Genomic DNA, 17,210 nt, shown 5'->3' on the forward strand with positions numbered 1-17,210 from the left:
GATTGCTAATTTATTCAGCAGGAACCGGCTCTAAAGATTCAAGCGCGCTTTCTGCATTTGGATCACTTAACTTAACATTACGGTAACGATTCATACCAGTACCTGCAGGAATCAACTTACCGATAATAACATTTTCTTTGAGTCCAAGCAGCTTATCTACTTTGCCTTTGATAGCAGCATCTGTTAAGACACGAGTTGTTTCTTGGAAAGATGCAGCGGATAAGAAGGAATCTGTCTCAAGAGATGCCTTGGTAATACCGAGCAAGACTGGTTTAGCAACTGCAGGCTCTTTACCAGACAAGATGGCTTCCTTGTTAGCAGCTTCATATTCATGAATATCCGCAAACGCACCTGGTAACAGACTTGTGTCACCTGCATCAATGATACGGATCTTCCGAAGCATTTGTTTGATCATAACTTCAATGTGCTTATCATTGATCTCAACGCCCTGGTTACGATATACACGCTGAACTTCTTGCAGAATGTAGTTTTGTACCCCACGGATCCCTTTGATTCGCAGCATTTCTTTAGGGTCAATCGAACCGTCTGTCAACTCATCGCCGGCTTCAATCTCTTGGCCTTCGCTGACACGTAGACGTGAACCATAAGTTATGGAATAAGTCTTGGATTCTGCTTCACCTTGAACCTCGATTTCACGACGATCCTTAGTTTCACGGATTTCCTTGATTACACCATCGATCTCACTGATTGTAGCCTGACCTTTAGGGTTACGGGCTTCAAACAACTCTTGAATACGCGGCAAACCTTGCGTGATGTCATCACCGGCTACACCGCCGGTATGGAACGTACGCATTGTAAGCTGGGTTCCTGGTTCACCGATAGATTGTGCAGCGATAATACCAACTGCTTCACCGATCTCAACGTGTTTACCAGTTGCCAAGTTACGACCGTAACATTTCTTACAAACACCATGACGAGCACGGCAGCTTAGTACAGAGCGGATTTGTAGCTTAGTTACACCAGCGTCTACGATTGCTTCCGCTTTATCGGAGTCAATCAAATCGTTGCGGTGAACAATGATTTCGCCTGTTTCTGGATGACGGACAGTCTCGAAGCAGTAACGACCTTCGATACGGTCATACAGATCCTCAATAACCTCTTTACCATCCTGAATACGACTAACTGTAAATCCTTTATCCGTTCCACAATCTTCCTCACGGACGATAACGTCCTGAGCTACGTCAACGAGACGACGAGTCAAGTAACCGGAGTCAGCAGTACGAAGTGCGGTATCGGCAAGACCTTTACGCGCTCCGTGAGTGGAAATAAAGTACTCCAAGACCGTAAGACCTTCACGGAAATTCGCTTTAATTGGCAATTCGAAAATCCGACCCGAAGGTGTTGCCATCAGACCACGCATACCACCCAGCTGAGTGATCTGCGATTTGTTACCCCGCGCTTTGGAGTCAACCATGAGCATGATAGAGTTGAAACGGTCCATCGATTTCAGCAGGATGTTCGTAAGATCATCCTTCGTTTTCGACCAGATCTCAATAACACGGTCGTACCGTTCGTCATTAGTGATCAGACCACGGCGATATTGGTTAGCAACCACATCTACCTTTGCTTCGGACTCTTTCAAGATCGTAACTTTCTCCTCAGGCACGATAACATCCGACACGGCAACGGTAACACCGGAACGTGTGGAATAAGTGAAGCCGAGTTGTTTAATTTTATCCAAAATCATAGAGGTTTTGGTTGTATGATAAGTTTCAAAACAACGTGCGATAATCAGACCCAGATATTCTTTACCTACAGCGCTGGCTTCAGGAGCGGATTCAATCAGCTCGCGAATATCTGCACCTTTTTCATAGATAAAGTATTTCTCTGGCGTGCCGTGCAGCAAGTTAGTCTTAGTCGCTTCATTGATATAAGGGAAACTACTTGGGTAAATTTCATTAAAGATAATCTTACCGATTGTAGTAATCAACATTGCGCCTTGTTGTTTTTCCGTAAAGCAAGTCTTACCCAGTGCTTTAACTGGAATAGCTACACGAGCATGAAGTCCTGCAGTTCCGCGTTGGTAAGCTGATACAGCTTCATTTACGGTACGCAGAATCATACCTGATCCTTTTTCTTCCTTGTTGTCCATGGTCAGGTAGAAAGTACCAAGGACCATATCCTGGGAAGGTGTTACAACCGGTTTTCCGTCTTTAGGGTTCAAGATATTACCGGATGCAAGCATGAGAATACGTGCTTCCGCTTGAGCTTCTGCTGACAGAGGAACGTGCACCGCCATTTGGTCACCGTCAAAGTCGGCGTTATAAGCCGTACATACGAGTGGGTGAAGACGAATAGCATGACCTTCCACCAAAATCGGTTCAAAAGCTTGGATACCGAGACGGTGAAGTGTTGGTGCGCGGTTTAGAAGTACTGGGTGCTCTCTGATTACTTCTTCAAGTACATCCCATACTTCAGGACTTACACGCTCAACTTTACGTTTTGCGCTCTTTATGTTGTGGGCTAGGCCCTTATTAACCAATTCCTTCATGACAAAAGGTTTGAACAATTCTAGCGCCATTTTCTTAGGAAGTCCGCACTGGTACATCTTGAGGTACGGTCCTACAACGATAACGGAACGACCAGAGTAGTCAACCCGTTTACCGAGCAAGTTCTGACGGAAACGTCCTTGTTTACCTTTCAGCATGTGGCTGAGAGATTTTAATGGACGGTTACCAGGACCCGTTACCGGACGTCCTCTACGGCCGTTATCGATGAGAGCATCGACAGCTTCCTGTAGCATCCGTTTCTCGTTCTGCACGATAATGTCAGGTGCACCAAGATCCAGCAGTCTCTTCAGACGGTTGTTCCGGTTAATAACACGACGATAAAGATCGTTCAAATCAGACGTAGCAAAACGGCCACCATCCAATTGAACCATCGGACGAAGCTCCGGAGGAATAACCGGAAGAACATCCATGATCATCCAATCAGGCTTGTTGCCGGAGTTACGGAATGCTTCAATGACTTCCAGACGTTTGATCGCCCGGTTACGGCGTTGGCCTTGGGCCGTACGCAGTTCTTCTTTGAGGAATTCCAGCTCTTTATCGATGTCGATATCTTGAAGAAGCTTTTTAACAGCTTCAGCACCCATGCCGGCTTGGAAACCGTAACCGTATTTTTCACGGTAGCTACGATATTCTTTCTCGGACAGAAGTTGTTTCTTTTCCAGTGGTGTTTCACCTGGGTCAGTTACAACATACGAAGCGAAGTAGATAATCTCTTCAAGTGATCTTGGAGACATATCTAGTGCCAAACCCATGCGGCTTGGGATACCTTTGAAGTACCAGATATGAGATACCGGAGCAGCCAATTCAATGTGACCCATACGTTCACGACGAACTTTAGCACGAGTAACTTCAACGCCACAACGGTCGCAGACTACGCCCTTATAACGGACACGTTTGTATTTACCGCAATGACATTCCCAGTCTTTTTGCGGTCCAAAGATACGCTCGCAGAAAAGACCCTCTTTTTCCGGTTTCAATGTACGATAGTTAATGGTTTCCGGTTTCTTAACTTCTCCGCGGGACCATGAACGAATCTTCTCCGGAGAAGCGAGTCCGATTTTCATAAATTCAAAATTGTTAACGTCCAACAAGGAGCAACCCTCCTTAACCTAATCCTGATTTAGTACCGCTTTGCCCTCCTCTGACTGTTACATCAAAAGAGGGCGCGGTCCTTTATAAAATGGAACTTTAAAGCTCCAAGCGTGATTATTCTGCTCCGACTTCTGCGCCTTCTAAATTGAGGCTCAGCTTGTCGCCTGACGTCTCGTCCTCATCGTCCAATTCTCTCATTTCAATTTCCTGCTCGTCACCGCTAAGAATCTTAACATCCATACCCAGGGACTGCAGTTCTTTGATCAATACCTTGAACGATTCAGGAACACCTGGTTCCGGTACATTTTCACCTTTGACAATGGATTCGTACGTCTTCACGCGACCAACCACGTCATCGGATTTTACGGTCAAAATTTCTTGCAATGTATATGCAGCACCGTAAGCTTCAAGCGCCCACACTTCCATCTCCCCGAAACGCTGTCCACCAAACTGAGCTTTACCACCCAGTGGCTGCTGCGTAACTAGTGAGTAAGGTCCTGTTGAACGGGCGTGAATCTTATCATCAACCATGTGCGCCAGTTTGATCATATGCATGACGCCGACAGTAACTTCACGTTCGAAGCGTTCACCTGTCCGACCATCGTACAATATAGTCTTACCATTACGCTGCATGCCAGCTTCTTCCATCGTATCAAATACGTCATACTCACGCGCTCCGTCGAATACCGGCGTTGCAATGTGAATTCCCAGACGCAATGCGGCCATACCAATATGGACCTCAAGCACCTGTCCGATATTCATACGAGAAGGAACGCCTAGAGGGTTAAGAACAACCTGTACTGGCGTACCGTCCGGAAGGAACGGCATATCTTCTTCTGGCAGGATACGAGCAACGACACCCTTGTTACCGTGACGTCCGGCCATTTTGTCACCTTCAGAAATCTTACGTTTCTGAGCGATGTACACACGAACCAATTGATTTACGCCAGGAGGCAGCTCATCGCCGTTCTCACGTGTAAACACTTTAACGTCAACGATAATACCATCACTACCGTGAGGAACGCGTAAAGAGGTATCCCGCACTTCACGAGCCTTCTCACCAAAGATAGCGTGTAGGAGACGCTCTTCTGCAGTCAATTCAGTTACACCCTTTGGAGTAACCTTACCAACTAGAATGTCACCAGCACTGATTTCCGCACCGATGCGAATAATTCCACGCTCATCAAGATTGCGCAGAGCTTCTTCGCCCACGTTTGGAATATCACGTGTGATTTCTTCAGGTCCCAGTTTAGTGTCACGAGCTTCGGATTCGTATTCCTCGATATGAATCGAAGTGTATACATCTTCCTTAACTAGTTTTTCACTTAACAGGATCGCATCCTCGTAGTTGTAACCTTCCCAAGTCATGAACGCAACGACTACGTTACGACCAAGAGCAAGTTCGCCCATTTCTGTAGAAGGACCGTCCGCCAGGATGTCACCCTTCTTAACAATATCCCCTCTTTTAGCTAGAGGACGTTGGTTAATACAGGTACCTTGGTTAGAACGCATAAATTTGTGTAATTTATATTTAACGATATCGCCTTTAACTTCTTTGCCTTCGACAGTCTCAACCCGGCGCAGCCAAATTTCATTAGCTGAAGAACGTTCGATAATACCGTCATATTTAGAAACAACACATACGCCAGAATCCTTAGCGGATTTATGTTCCATTCCTGTTCCGACCAACGGAGCTTTAGGAATTAGAAGCGGAACAGCTTGACGCTGCATGTTAGATCCCATCAGAGCGCGGTTGGAGTCATCGTTCTCAAGGAACGGAATGAGCGCCGTAGCGACGGATACGACCTGTTTAGGCGAAACATCCATGTAATCTACACGATTACTTGGCATTGTTGTAATGTTGTCAGAGTCTTTATTGTAACGAACGATTACCATGTCTTCCTTAAAGGAGCCATCTTCATCGATCAATACGTTAGCCTGAGCAACTACATAATTATCTTCCTCATCCGCAGTCAGATAATCGATTTGTTCAGTTACCTTACCCGTCTTTGGATCTACCCAACGATATGGAGCTTCAATAAAGCCATATTCGTTGATACGTGCAAAGGTGGACAAGGAGTTGATCAATCCAATGTTCGGACCTTCCGGTGTTTCAATTGGACACATCCGGCCGTAGTGACTGTGATGGACGTCACGAACTTCAAAGCCCGCGCGTTCACGTGTCAAACCACCAGGTCCGAGTGCAGACAGACGACGTTTATGCGTAAGTTCCGCAAGTGGGTTCGTCTGGTCCATAAACTGAGACAACTGGGAGCTACCGAAAAACTCTTTAATGGACGCGATAACCGGACGAATATTGATCAGAGCTTGAGGCGTAATAGCATTAGCATCCTGAATCGACATTCTTTCACGCACAACGCGCTCCATACGGGACAAACCGATACGGAACTGATTCTGCAGAAGTTCACCTACAGAACGTAGACGACGGTTACCCAGATGGTCAATATCATCGGTATTACCAATTCCGTGAAGCAAATTAATAAAGTAGCTGATCGAGGATATAATATCAGCTTGAGTAATGTGCTTAACAGACTTGTCGATGTTGCCGTTAGCGATCAGCTTAATAACCCGACCTTCTTCAATTGGCGAGAATACGTCAATTGTTTGAAGAGGAATATCTTCACTGTCCGTAACTCCGCCAGTAACACGGTAGTTTTTAAAGGCAACATTCTTTTCGAAATACGGAATCAATTCATCAAGCAGTCTACGATCGACCATTTGGCCGGATTCTGCCAGAATTTCTCCGGTAGAGTCATCAACCAAAGGTTGAGCAAGACGTTGATTGAAAAGACGGTTCTTAATGTGCAGCTTTTTATTGATTTTGTAACGGCCTACATTAGCTAGGTCGTAGCGTTTTGGATCAAAGAAACGCGCAACCAGCAAACTTCTGGCATTGTCTAGTGTCGGCGGTTCGCCCGGACGGAGTCGCTCATAAATCTCAATAAGCGCCTTCTCCGTGGAGTCCGTGTTGTCTTTATCCAGCGTATTGCGAATATATTCATCATTGCCAAGCAATTCCAGAATTTCGGCATCACTACCGAAACCGAGAGCACGCAAAAGTACGGTAACAGGAATTTTACGAGTCCGATCGATACGAACATACATAATATCCTTAGCGTCGGTCTCAAGTTCCAACCAGGCTCCGCGGTTCGGGATTACTGTGGCGGTGTAGGTTTTTTTGCCGTTCTTATCCACTTTTGTGCTGAAATAGACGCTTGGAGAGCGAACCAACTGGCTGACAATAACCCGTTCTGCACCGTTAATAATAAAAGTGCCGGTCTCCGTCATCAGCGGGAAATCTCCCATGAACACTTCCTGCTCTTTGACCTCACCGGTCTCCTTATTAATGAGCCGCACCTTTACACGCAGAGGAGCCGCATACGTCACGTCCCGCTCTTTAGCGTCGTCAACCGTATATTTTGGTTCACCCAGGCTGTAATCAATGAACTCTAGTACCAAATTACCTGTGAAATCCTGGATCGGCGAGATGTCCTGAAACATTTCCCGCAATCCTTCCTCCAAAAACCAATCATAAGATTTTTGTTGGATCTCGATCAGGTTCGGGACCTCGAGTACCTCGTTAATTCTCGCATAGCTCCGCCGAGTGCGTCGACCATACTGAACAAGATGTCCTGCCAACTTTACTCACCCCTCATGTCTACTCACTTAAAAATTGATTGCGAACCCTTGTTTGGAACCGTATAATGGAACCATACTACAAGGATTCAGTCATAAATAAAAGAAAAGCCCTTATCGAAATCTTCGAAAAAAGAGCGCACTTATCCATGACCAAAATACTCCTTATCCAGTAGATTTGCCCAAAACGTACATATTATACGTAACCAAGCAACAGTTTATGCGCTATTATCTATTACCGCGTAACACTCGCTACGCCAGAGCATAGAGAACCAATTCGCAAAAAACTTGCCGTACGGCTTGCGCTAGCCGGCGACAATATATCGCTTGACATTTTCAGCAAACTAAAGACATGGAGCCTATCTTAATACTGACATTTTATAATAATACCATTATCACTATCACATGTCAATAACCTATTGATTTTTATTTTTGAGCTTTAATAATACGATAACCTTTATCTTTGCCCACTTCTTCTACATTCGAGAACAAGCTCTCAAGTTTAGCTACCGCTGATGGAGCGCCCTGCTTCTTCTGAATAACAATCCACAGAAATCCACCCTCATTTAAATGCTCATAAGCCTCTTCAAAAATCTGATGCACTACAGCTTTTCCTGCACGTATCGGAGGATTGGTAAGAATCACATCGAACTTTTGTTGTTCATTCAATGCGCCGAGCACATCGCTTTCCATTACCGTAACATTCCGGATTCCATTGTGCTGGGCATTTTCACGCGCAAGTTCTACCGCACGACTATTAATATCAATCATCGTAACTTGCCCTTTGGGGGCTAGGTATGCTGCACTTATGCCTATCGGTCCATATCCGCAACCCACATCAAGCACTGCTGAACCGTCCGGAATATCCATAGCTTCAATGAGAACTCGACTACCGTAATCGATGTCTCCTTTAGAGAACACACCCGCATCACTTGTAAAACGAAAGCTTTTGCCTCTTAGAACGGTGTCGATGGTACGTCTGTCATGACGCACTTCCGGTTGCTGCGAATAATAATGTTGCGACATCTCTATCCTCCCTTTCCTTTATGTTAATAGTTTGTATTCACACAACCCTACTAACTCTATCAAGCATAAACGCCTCTGATGTCCTTATAAGGACGGTAAGCTTTCAGCGAGAAATATAAAGATAAAGTATAGTATAAAACTTATACTTTCTTATATTTTTATAAAATAAACCCCTTGAACAAGTTCAAGGGGTTTTCAGTATAGAAGGAATTACTTCACTTCTACAGCTGCGCCTGCTTCTTCCAATTTTGCTTTAGTAGCTTCGGCTTCTTCTTTGCTTACTTTTTCTTTAATTGCTTTTGGTGCGTTGTCTACAACGTCTTTAGCTTCTTTCAAGCCAAGGCCTGTGATTTCGCGAACGATTTTGATAACGTTGATTTTGGAAGCGCCAGCGCCTGTCAAAATTACGTCAAATTCGGATTGCTCTTCAGCTACTGCTGCTACCGCACCGCCAGCTGCTACTGGAGCTGCTGCTGTTACGCCGAATTCTTCTTCAATTGCTTTAACCAGGTCGTTCAGTTCTAATACGCTCATGCCTTTAATTGCTTCCAAGATTGCTTCTTTACTCATGATTGAACCTCCATTTATAATTTAAATTTGTTTGTGGTATTGATTTATGCTGCAAGAGTCAAAGGCTTACGCGCTTTGTTCTTCTTTTTCAGCAACAGCTTTAACTGCAAGCGCGAAGTTGCGCATTGGAGCTTGAAGTACGCTAAGCAGCATGGACAGCAAACCATCGCGGGATGGAAGCTCAGCCAGTGCTTTCAATTGGTCCGCGTCGATGACACGTCCTTCTACTACGCCGCCTTTCAATTTCAAAGCGTCGTTTTTCTTGGCGAAATCGTTCAAAATTTTAGCTGGAGCTACTGCATCAGTTGTACTGAATGCGATAGCTGTTGGACCAGTCAAAACTTCATCCAACTCAGTCAACTCAGCCGCAGCAGTTGCGCGACGTAGCAATGTGTTCTTCAGGACTTGAAACTCAACGCCAGCTTCACGAAGTTGCTTACGCAGTTCAGTCACTTGGGAAACGTTCAATCCACGGTAGTCCGCTACAACAGTCGAAAGACTGTTTTGCAGTTTCGCAGTAACAACGTCAACCGCATCCTGTTTTGCTTGAATTACTTTTGCATTTGCCAATGTATACACCTCCTGAAAATTTATGTGTCGGCGTCCTTTCCAAGGAAAGCATCACCGCTCCTACGCAGGCATTAGAAAAGCCTCCGCAGAATCACGAAGGCTTGATAAAACGAAAGTTAGACGAGCGAGCTCGTTACTTCTTGTTTCTATCACAACACCTCGGTAGGAAATTAAGCACTAAGGCACCTACTGTCTACGGTAAGCATATTCAAGGTTAAGATTGATACCTTAAGTTTCACAACTGTTATAGATTATCAAAATTGACTCAAAGAGTCAACCCTTATTTATCTGAAGACGGTTGTGTTCACACGAGCGCTAGGACCCATTGTGGAAGAAATCGAGATGCCTTTAAGGTATACACCTTTAGCAGCAGCTGGTTTCGCACGGTTCAAAGCGTCGATAAGAGCTTTAAGGTTATCGTTCAATTGTGCAGCATCAAAGGACACTTTGCCGATTGGCGCGTGAATTTGACCTGCTTTGTCAAGACGATATTCGATTTTACCGGCTTTAATTTCTTGCACAGCCTTGGAAACATCGAATGTAACTGTGCCAGCTTTAGGGTTAGGCATAAGACCTTTACCACCAAGCAGACGACCCAGTTTACCGACTTCACTCATCATATCAGGTGTAGCTACGCAGACATCAAATTCAAACCAGCCTTGTTGAATTTTGTTGATCATGTCTTGATCACCAACAAAATCCGCGCCAGCAGCTTCTGCCTCTTTCGCTTTTTCACCTTTTGCAAATACAAGCACGCGTTGTGTTTTACCAGTGCCGTGAGGCAGGACAACAACACCACGAACTGCTTGGTCTTGTTTACGCGGGTCTACACCCAGACGAACTGCTGCTTCAACGGTTTCGTCGAATTTTGCAGTCGCTGCCTTTTTCACAAGCTCTACAGCTTCTGAAGGCTCGTAAGTTGCTTCGCTGTTGATCAGCTTAGCAGCTTCTTGGTATTTCTTACCATGTTTAGCCATGAAAATGTTCCTCCTTTGTGGTGTTAGCGGAAATTCCTCCCACATACTTGCGGGTCACGAATGACCGATTCTTCGAAAACTACTAGTCTTCGATTGTGATGCCCATACTGCGAGCAGTACCTTCAACCATACGCATTGCAGCTTCTACAGATGCAGCGTTAAGGTCAGGCATTTTTGTTTCAGCAATTTCACGAACCGCAGCGCGGCCGATTTTTGCTACTTTTTTCTTGTTTGGTTCGCCGGATCCTTTTTCCACTTTAGCAGCGATGCGAAGCAGAACAGCAGCCGGAGGAGTTTTAGTGATGAACGTAAAGGAACGGTCTTCAAATACTGTAATTTCAACCGGAATGATCAAGCCAGCCTGGTCGGCAGTACGAGCATTAAATTCCTTACAGAATGCCATGATGTTGACACCTGCTTGACCTAACGCCGGACCTACTGGAGGCGCTGGATTCGCTTTCCCTGCAGGAATCTGCAGTTTCACCATTTTAATAACTTTTTTAGCCATGAGTGACACCTCCTTGCAAAAATAGTGGTCTTCGAACGCCATTGGCGCTCTCCCACAAGAAACCCTTAGCTTATGTTATATTTTCTCCACTTGAGTGAAATCCAACTCTAGCGGGGTTTCCCGTCCAAACATGTTCACATGCACTTTGATCTTGCTCTTGTCAGCCAAAATTTCTTCCACGGATCCCACAAAATTCGCAAACGGACCAACCATAATACGTACGGATTCCTTGATTTCGAAATCAATCTTCGCTTTAGGTTCAACCATGCCCATATGCTTCAGAATTTGTTCTACCTCTTCCGGAAGCAAAGCTGTTGGTTTAGACCCTGAGCCTGTCGAACCAACAAATCCAGTAACGCCCGGAGTATTGCGGACAACATACCAGGAATCATCAGTCTGAACCATTTCCACCAAAACATAACCCGGGTAAACTTTACGCATAACGGTTTTTTTCTTACCGTCTTTGTTTACAATTTCTTCTTCCATAGGAACAAGAACGCGGAATATTTTGTCTTCCATGCCCATGGACTCAACGCGCTTTTCCAAATTGGCTTTGACCTTATTCTCATACCCAGAATAGGTATGAACGACATACCATCTTTTTTCCATATCAAGCCACCTGGGACCTCTCTAAATAATCGCTTCAATCACAGCGGAAATACCGATGTCCAGAACCCAGAAGTAAATAGCGACAACTACAATTGTACCGAGAACGATCAATGTATAGTTGGTCAATTCTTTACGACTTGGCCAGCGAACTTTTTTGAGTTCACTCCAGCTCTCAGTGAAAAAGGAAAACATAGACTTGAAACTACGTTTCATGCCGACTACACCTCCACAGACTATCTGGTTTCGCGATGAGGAGTTTGCGAGTTACAATACTTGCAAAATTTCTTCATCTCCATGCGGTCGGGGTGATTTCGCTTGTTTTTGGTAGTCGCATAGTTTCTTTGTTTGCAACTTGTACAAGCCAAAGTGATAATTACCCGCATGATGTGCACCTCCCGAGACGTCCTTCTAACAATACAATTAGAAGACGTAAATATTGATCCTAAAAAAAGCCGCGAATTTAGGCCTACCTAAAACACTTTAGCATAATGTCAAGGTCTGTGTCAACGAAAGAATTCCGTTCTGCACTGGGTAATTTCGGGTGTTATAGTCATATGGCCGTACCCTGTCCTTGGGTCTATCTCTTCCTCACACTTCGCTGTCTTCCTTATCATTATGGGGCATTCCGACTGTGTATAAACCTACCCTCAACGGCAACAACTAAAATCGCCTCAAATAGAATTTTATGGTGTTAGCTCCTAATTCTATCTAAGCAATTTCATGAGACTAAAAAAAAGAACTCGATGTACGAGCCCTCTTGTGTTCATTATATCATTAATTGTCACGCACTTCTAGATATCTTTCTAATTTCCGCTTTACTCGTTGTAAAGCGTTGTCAATAGATTTCACATGTCGCTTAAGATCTTCAGCAATTTCCTGATAAGATCGTCCGTCTAAATACAACATCAGAACCTTACGCTCTAGGTCACTTAAAATCTCTGCCATCTTATCTTCAAGTCCAATGAATTCTTCTTGATTGATAATTAGCTCTTCTGGATCTAGTACCTGAGTTCCACAAATGACATCCATAAGCGTCCGGTCGGAATCTTCATCATAAATGGGCTTGTCCAGAGAAACATAAGAATTAAGCGGAATATGCTTCTGACGAGTGGCCGTCTTAATAGCGGTTATAATCTGACGTGTTATGCAGAGCTCAGCAAAAGCCTTGAATGAAGAGAGCTTGTCACCTTTAAAGTCACGAATAGCCTTATAGAGACCAATCATTCCTTCTTGAACAATATCTTCACGATCTGCCCCGATCAAGAAATAAGAGCGGGCTTTAGCACGTACAAAATTACGGTATTTATTAATTAAGTGTTCCAATGCGCCACTGTCGCCACCACGGAAAGCCTCGACAATATCTTCATCACTTATGAAATCATACTCGGACAGCATTATTTCCTTGAGGTCGACACTCACCAAGAATCCCCCCGGCTGCAACGCAAGACACATCGTTACTTCGCGAAATATAGGATCAGTATATATTATGTTACCTTACACCGTCAACCGGATTTGTCCAAAATCAATCTGCAATAGCATAAAATGGAATAAAAATATCACCTAAATCTTCCCACTTGTCACTGCCTACGCCATTTTTCCAATTTACTACGCACATCAGGAGGCAGCTTATCTTCTAAGGAATGACGTGTAGAACTGATGCTACCAGGTTCAATAGCTTTTTTAACTTGCTTCTGGTTCTCCTCAATTTCCAGGTGTAGCTCCCTTGCAGAGATTCGCAATGCACCTTGGGCAAAAATAATATGCTGCTCTATAAGATCACTAGTAGCTACATAGATCTGCCGGCGCCGATTGCTAAATTCCCCAACCAGTCGCTCAATGCATTCATCTGCGGTTTCTTTTTCCTTGGTGAAATACACCTGAACCTTACCCTGGACAAATGACCTTCCTAACCCTGGAACACGGTATGCATCAAAAACTGCAATCACTCTTCGTCCTGAGTAAGCTTGGTAATCCGCCAGCAAATCCATTAAGCGGTCGCGTGCTTCCTGCATACCAATCTGGGACAGTGCCGCAAGTTCCGGCCAGCCACCGATCATATTGTACCCGTCCACAAGCAGCACATCGCGCCAGTCGGCCATAGTTATCCCTGCTGTTGCCGAAGGCGTACCACTTCATACATAATGACTCCTGCGGCGACAGAGGCATTTAATGAATTGATTTTTCCGGCCATCGGCAGCTTAAGTAATACATCACATTTTTCACGAATCAAGCGTCCCATTCCTTTATTCTCATTACCGATTACAACAGCTACCGGTCCTGTGAAAATATTGGATCCAAACAGATTCTGATCTGTATCCACATCCGTACCTACTACCCAGACTCCCTGCTCTTTCAGACGATCAATGGTCTGACCTAGGTTAGTGACCCGCGCAACCGGAACATATTCCACGGCACCTGCTGATGTTTTGGAGACGGTAGCAGTAATCTGAGCCGAACGGCGTTTAGGTACGATTACTCCATGCACTCCAGTACAATCTGCTGTCCGCAGAATGGATCCCAGGTTATGCGGATCTTCAATCTCATCCAGTAAAATCAAGAATGCAGGCTCTCCTTTGGCTTCAGCTGCAGCCAGCAGATCATCTACCTCGACATAGGCAAAAGGTGCCGCTTGAGCAACTACCCCCTGATGTTGAACTCCAGGCGCAAGTTGATCCAGCTTACGCTTGTCCACATGCTGAATGACAATCCCCGCTTTACGTGCTTCAGCGACGATTGGTGCGGTCAGATGCTTCTGGGCCGTTTCTGCAATCCATATTTTATTTAAGGTACGACCCGCACGAAGCGCCTCAAGCACTGAATGCTTCCCAGCCAATATTTCCTCTTCTGTCTTCAAATCTTCTTCCATGTTCACTTCTCCTATTCTCTATTTCGCAAAAGCCTTATCAAGGCTTTTTCAACATAAACTGTATGCCACTGTTCACAATTTCTTGTATTCTCTCCTGTTGACCTGTGTAGTATAAGTAACCTATCAGACACTCAAAAGCAGTAGCATGACGGTATTCAAGCACATCTGCATTCTTAGGAATACTTCCCGATTTAGCATTTCTCCCCTGACGGGCGACATCTTTTTCCTCTTCTGTGAGACTTGACTCCAAAAATCCAAGTATTGCACTCTGCGCCTTAGCGGATACAAGTCCTGTAGCAGAGCGATGCAAATGGTTTGGGCGCAAATTCGGAAGAGATACTAAATACTGGCGAACTGACACTTCGTAAATGGCATCTCCTACATAGGCAAGCACAATTGGCGAGAGGAGTCGCGCAGGTTTGGAAGGCTCGTAAGGAAACCACCCGTTCTGAAACTTGCGTTCCTCACTCATTTACGCCGCCACCGCATTCCTTGCGGAGTATCCTCAAGCAATATGCCCAAGCGCCCTAATTCATCACGAATCTCATCGGACCGGCTCCAATTCTTATTCTTACGCGCTTCAACCCGCTCCGCGATCAATCTTTCAACTTCTTCACTCGCGATCTCTTCTTCTTCATGCTCAGGTGTCAAACGCAGCACAGCATTCATTTCCCCAAAAGCTTGCAGCAGCGCAGCAAAATCAGCAGGGGCTGCTTCACTATTCGCAAGGGTATGGTTTGCAAGACTCACCCAATCAAACATAGCGGTAATCGCATCAGGGGTATTAAAGTCATCCTGCATTCTAGCATGAAAATTGGCCACAATAGCAGATAACTTATCATTAATCTCTAAGCTGACCTCACCCTGAGCACCTTCAGCAGCAAGTTCAAGACGATGCTTAACGTTACTTTCTGCAAGTGAGATACGTTCTACGCTCTTTTCAGCTGAAGTCATTGAATCCACCGAGAAGTTCAACGGATTACGATAATGGGTCGATAGCATGAAATAACGAATAGTCCCAGCTTTAAATTGCCCACGGATATCTTTCACAAGCCAACCGTTACCCAATGATTTCGACATTTTTTCATCACCGATGTTAATAAATCCATTGTGCATCCAGTAATTAGAGAGTGGCTTACCCGTCAGAGCTTCTGTCTGAGCGCATTCGCATTCATGATGCGGGAACTGCAAATCTTGTCCACCCCCGTGGATGTCCATCGTATCCCCCAAGAACTCTCTTGCCATGGCCGAGCATTCAATATGCCAGCCAGGGCGTCCATTTCCCCATGGGCTCTGCCAGTACACTTCACCTGGTTTTGCTGCTTTCCACAGCACAAAGTCCTCAGGTTTCTCTTTCCGTGAGTCTACCTCCACGCGAATACCAAACTGTAATTCATCCAGATTCTGACGGGACAGTTTACCGTAGTCTTCAAATTTGGAAGTGCGGTAGTATACATCGCCACCACTCTCGTAGGCATACCCTTTTTCCTCAAGCTCTTTAATGAATTCAATGATCAGCTCCATGCTTTCTGTTACTCGCGGATTCAATGTTGCCGGCTTTACTCCAAGCCCTTCAAGATCCTCACGATAAGCATTAATGAAAATCTCAGCAACCTCTGCTACGGAAGTGTTCATTTCTTCTGCTTTACGTATCAGTTTATCATCTACATCTGTGAAGTTCGTAACATACCGTACCTCATTGCCGAGTTGCTCCAAATAATTCCGGACCATATCAAAGACAATAATAGGCCTAGCATTTCCGATATGCATATATCCGTAAACGGTTGGACCACATACATACATTTTCACCTTGCCCGACTCTTGAGGCACAAACTGCTCCTTGCTGCGTGTCATTGTGTTATAAATTTGTAAAGCCATCCTATTCCAACCCTTTCTTTTGTCCCGATTCCTTAAGTACCGGATATGCTTAAATTTCGTAATCACCAATGTACTGCTGAGTTTCGACTAGCCGCTGCGCGGTCTTTTGCTTATCTTCTCCGCCAAGCTTCTCTCTGATCTCTTCGATCTCTTTTTGTAGAAAGCGAAGTGAATCTACAAGCGGGTCTGGCATCTTGGTATGATCCAAGCGATCGGATACACGTTCACCGTTACGTTTTACTACACGGCCCGGATTTCCTACTACCGTACTATTATTTGGGACTTCACGCAGTACAACCGCATTCGAACCTATATTTGAATTGTCACCGATACGAAACGATCCTAATACCTTCGCACCAGAACCAATAACTACATTGTTGCCAACTGTGGGATGGCGCTTACCTTTTTCTTTCCCTGTCCCCCCGAGTGTAACCCCTTGATAGATAATAACATCATCACCGATTTCACAGGTTTCTCCAATAACAATCCCCATACCATGGTCGATAAACAGCCTATTTCCGATGACAGCTCCGGGATGGATTTCAACACCGGTCATAAATCTACTAAACTGTGAGACCATACGGGCCATTGTATACCAGCGGCGTTTGAAAAAAGAATGGGCAATCCGGTGACCCCAAATGGCGTGCAACCCTGCATATGTGAAGACAACCTCGAACCAGCTGCGGGCTGCGGGATCGTTATCAAATACCGCCCGAATGTCCGACTTAATATGCTTAAACATCACGGTTCCTCTCTTCTTGACTCCCCCATCTCCTGTTTACAGGTACACAAGGAAGGTATTGTCTCCAATCCATCATTCTTATCATACATATGCTGTGGGTGTTTGCTTGGTTTGTTATATTAGAAAAGATACCCCGAAACAAAAAAAGCCCCTGCAGCATAAAGCTGCAGAGACGTTTAACCGC

At 45.0% G+C, this 17,210-nt stretch carries 16 protein-coding genes and 1 other annotated feature; all 16 genes read right to left on the reverse strand.

Annotated elements, in window-relative coordinates; translation table 11 throughout:
* Positions 1 to 10 precede the first annotated feature (10 nt).
* Positions 11 to 3,622, reverse strand: a complete 3,612-nt coding sequence (rpoC, locus tag M2444_RS31575) for a DNA-directed RNA polymerase subunit beta' (protein WP_094877202.1) — start codon at positions 3,620 to 3,622, stop codon at positions 11 to 13.
* Between the two features lie 115 nt (positions 3,623 to 3,737).
* Positions 3,738 to 7,283 (reverse strand): DNA-directed RNA polymerase subunit beta, encoded by a 3,546-nt coding sequence (gene rpoB / locus M2444_RS31580; RefSeq protein ID WP_094871867.1) that lies wholly within the window; start codon positions 7,281 to 7,283, stop codon positions 3,738 to 3,740.
* 423 nt (positions 7,284 to 7,706) lie between these two features.
* A complete protein-coding gene (locus M2444_RS31585) occupies positions 7,707 to 8,306 on the reverse strand; it encodes a class I SAM-dependent methyltransferase (protein WP_042192184.1) in 600 nt (199 codons plus the stop codon).
* A gap of 210 nt (positions 8,307 to 8,516) precedes the next feature.
* Positions 8,517 to 8,876: a 50S ribosomal protein L7/L12 gene (gene rplL / locus M2444_RS31590; RefSeq protein WP_094877204.1), complete on the reverse strand. Its 360-nt coding sequence runs from the start codon at positions 8,874 to 8,876 to the stop codon at positions 8,517 to 8,519.
* Between the two features lie 66 nt (positions 8,877 to 8,942).
* Positions 8,943 to 9,446: a 50S ribosomal protein L10 gene (gene rplJ, locus M2444_RS31595; protein WP_042192187.1), complete on the reverse strand. Its 504-nt coding sequence runs from the start codon at positions 9,444 to 9,446 to the stop codon at positions 8,943 to 8,945.
* A 64-nt stretch (positions 9,447 to 9,510) separates the two neighbouring features.
* Positions 9,511 to 9,663: a sequence feature (ribosomal protein L10 leader region), on the reverse strand.
* 67 nt (positions 9,664 to 9,730) lie between these two features.
* The gene (gene rplA, locus M2444_RS31600) at positions 9,731 to 10,423 is read right to left on the reverse strand and encodes a 50S ribosomal protein L1 (protein ID WP_036680504.1); all 693 of its coding nucleotides are present in this window, start codon (positions 10,421 to 10,423) and stop codon (positions 9,731 to 9,733) included.
* 82 nt (positions 10,424 to 10,505) lie between these two features.
* Complete coding sequence (gene rplK, locus M2444_RS31605; RefSeq protein WP_042131235.1) at positions 10,506 to 10,931, reverse strand: 50S ribosomal protein L11; 426 nt, start codon at positions 10,929 to 10,931, stop codon at positions 10,506 to 10,508.
* A gap of 75 nt (positions 10,932 to 11,006) precedes the next feature.
* Entirely contained in the window at positions 11,007 to 11,540 is a 534-nt protein-coding gene (gene nusG, locus M2444_RS31610) for a transcription termination/antitermination protein NusG (protein ID WP_036680499.1), read from the reverse strand.
* A 21-nt stretch (positions 11,541 to 11,561) separates the two neighbouring features.
* Positions 11,562 to 11,753: a preprotein translocase subunit SecE gene (gene secE, locus M2444_RS31615; RefSeq protein WP_036680497.1), complete on the reverse strand. Its 192-nt coding sequence runs from the start codon at positions 11,751 to 11,753 to the stop codon at positions 11,562 to 11,564.
* Positions 11,754 to 11,773: 20 nt separating this feature from the next.
* Positions 11,774 to 11,923 carry a 50S ribosomal protein L33 gene (gene rpmG, locus M2444_RS31620; RefSeq protein WP_076099620.1) on the reverse strand — a complete coding sequence of 50 codons (150 nt, stop codon included), beginning with the start codon at positions 11,921 to 11,923 and terminating at the stop codon, positions 11,774 to 11,776.
* Positions 11,924 to 12,314: 391 nt separating this feature from the next.
* A complete protein-coding gene (gene sigH, locus M2444_RS31625) occupies positions 12,315 to 12,959 on the reverse strand; it encodes an RNA polymerase sporulation sigma factor SigH (RefSeq protein WP_036680496.1) in 645 nt (214 codons plus the stop codon).
* 158 nt (positions 12,960 to 13,117) lie between these two features.
* Positions 13,118 to 13,639 (reverse strand): NYN domain-containing protein, encoded by a 522-nt coding sequence (locus M2444_RS31630; protein ID WP_094871865.1) that lies wholly within the window; start codon positions 13,637 to 13,639, stop codon positions 13,118 to 13,120.
* Between the two features lie 2 nt (positions 13,640 to 13,641).
* On the reverse strand, positions 13,642 to 14,406 hold the full coding sequence (rlmB, locus tag M2444_RS31635) for a 23S rRNA (guanosine(2251)-2'-O)-methyltransferase RlmB (RefSeq protein WP_042131237.1): 765 nt from the start codon (positions 14,404 to 14,406) through the stop codon (positions 13,642 to 13,644).
* A gap of 37 nt (positions 14,407 to 14,443) precedes the next feature.
* The gene (locus M2444_RS31640; protein WP_280788973.1) at positions 14,444 to 14,878 is read right to left on the reverse strand and encodes a Mini-ribonuclease 3; all 435 of its coding nucleotides are present in this window, start codon (positions 14,876 to 14,878) and stop codon (positions 14,444 to 14,446) included.
* On the reverse strand, positions 14,875 to 16,284 hold the full coding sequence (gene cysS, locus M2444_RS31645; RefSeq protein ID WP_076286855.1) for a cysteine--tRNA ligase: 1,410 nt from the start codon (positions 16,282 to 16,284) through the stop codon (positions 14,875 to 14,877). The genes M2444_RS31640 and cysS overlap by 4 nt, the downstream gene beginning before the upstream one ends.
* Before the next feature lie 49 nt (positions 16,285 to 16,333).
* Complete coding sequence (gene cysE, locus M2444_RS31650; RefSeq protein ID WP_094871863.1) at positions 16,334 to 17,026, reverse strand: serine O-acetyltransferase; 693 nt, start codon at positions 17,024 to 17,026, stop codon at positions 16,334 to 16,336.
* Between the last annotated feature and the right edge of the window lie 184 nt (positions 17,027 to 17,210).

Origin of the sequence: Paenibacillus sp. PastF-3 (assembly GCF_029893135.1) — a bacterium.
GTDB lineage: Bacteria > Bacillota > Bacilli > Paenibacillales > Paenibacillaceae > Paenibacillus_AQ > Paenibacillus_AQ nitricinens.

What these genes read in the sequence shown, in the direction of transcription:
- nusG (WP_036680499.1), bottom strand. Translation starts at nt 11,540, where the DNA reads ATGGAAAAAAGATGGTATGTCGTTCATACCTATTCTGGGTATGAGAAT.
- M2444_RS31630 (WP_094871865.1), bottom strand. Translation starts at nt 13,639, where the DNA reads ATGGCCGACTGGCGCGATGTGCTGCTTGTGGACGGGTACAATATGATC.
- cysS (WP_076286855.1), bottom strand. Translation starts at nt 16,284, where the DNA reads ATGGCTTTACAAATTTATAACACAATGACACGCAGCAAGGAGCAGTTT.
- rpmG (WP_076099620.1), bottom strand. Translation starts at nt 11,923, where the DNA reads ATGCGGGTAATTATCACTTTGGCTTGTACAAGTTGCAAACAAAGAAAC.
- cysE (WP_094871863.1), bottom strand. Translation starts at nt 17,026, where the DNA reads ATGTTTAAGCATATTAAGTCGGACATTCGGGCGGTATTTGATAACGAT.
- rplA (WP_036680504.1), bottom strand. Translation starts at nt 10,423, where the DNA reads ATGGCTAAACATGGTAAGAAATACCAAGAAGCTGCTAAGCTGATCAAC.
- rlmB (WP_042131237.1), bottom strand. Translation starts at nt 14,406, where the DNA reads ATGGAAGAAGATTTGAAGACAGAAGAGGAAATATTGGCTGGGAAGCAT.
- M2444_RS31585 (WP_042192184.1), bottom strand. Translation starts at nt 8,306, where the DNA reads ATGTCGCAACATTATTATTCGCAGCAACCGGAAGTGCGTCATGACAGA.
- secE (WP_036680497.1), bottom strand. Translation starts at nt 11,753, where the DNA reads ATGAAACGTAGTTTCAAGTCTATGTTTTCCTTTTTCACTGAGAGCTGG.
- rplL (WP_094877204.1), bottom strand. Translation starts at nt 8,876, where the DNA reads ATGAGTAAAGAAGCAATCTTGGAAGCAATTAAAGGCATGAGCGTATTA.
- M2444_RS31640 (WP_280788973.1), bottom strand. Translation starts at nt 14,878, where the DNA reads ATGAGTGAGGAACGCAAGTTTCAGAACGGGTGGTTTCCTTACGAGCCT.
- rplK (WP_042131235.1), bottom strand. Translation starts at nt 10,931, where the DNA reads ATGGCTAAAAAAGTTATTAAAATGGTGAAACTGCAGATTCCTGCAGGG.